The sequence below is a fragment of the Polaribacter sp. BAL334 genome (assembly GCF_015767435.1).
Taxonomy (GTDB): Bacteria; Bacteroidota; Bacteroidia; order Flavobacteriales; family Flavobacteriaceae; genus Polaribacter.
On sequence record NZ_JADWOV010000225.1, the window covers coordinates 1 to 382 of the forward strand.

Below are 382 nucleotides of genomic sequence, written 5' to 3' on the forward strand. Positions count from 1 at the left end.
TATCCAAAAATAAAACCATCTGACATAGAGTTCAAATTACCACAACCCAATTATACGGTTTTTACTTTGGCACACATTTGTGAGAATTATCCAAATAACGAATTTTCGTTGATTATGGGCGAAGACAATTTGAATAGTTTTCATAAATGGAAAAACTACGAAACCATTTTAGAGAATCATTTTATATATGTTTATCCTAGAGTTTCTGATGAAAAAACAACACATAAATTTAAAAATCATCCAAAAATTCATTTGGTTGATGCGCCAATTATGGAAATTTCATCAACCATGATTCGAAATGGAATTAAACATCAAAAAAATGTGCAACCATTACTGACCAAAGAAGTTTGGGAGTATATTGATGAAATGAATTTTTATAAAA

Annotated in this window: 1 protein-coding gene; it reads left to right on the forward strand. The window is 28.5% G+C overall.

The window, feature by feature from the left end; translation table 11 throughout:
• Nucleotides 1–382 (forward strand): nicotinate-nicotinamide nucleotide adenylyltransferase (locus tag IU405_RS01995; protein WP_197436940.1); only part of this gene is annotated, 382 nt, incomplete at both ends.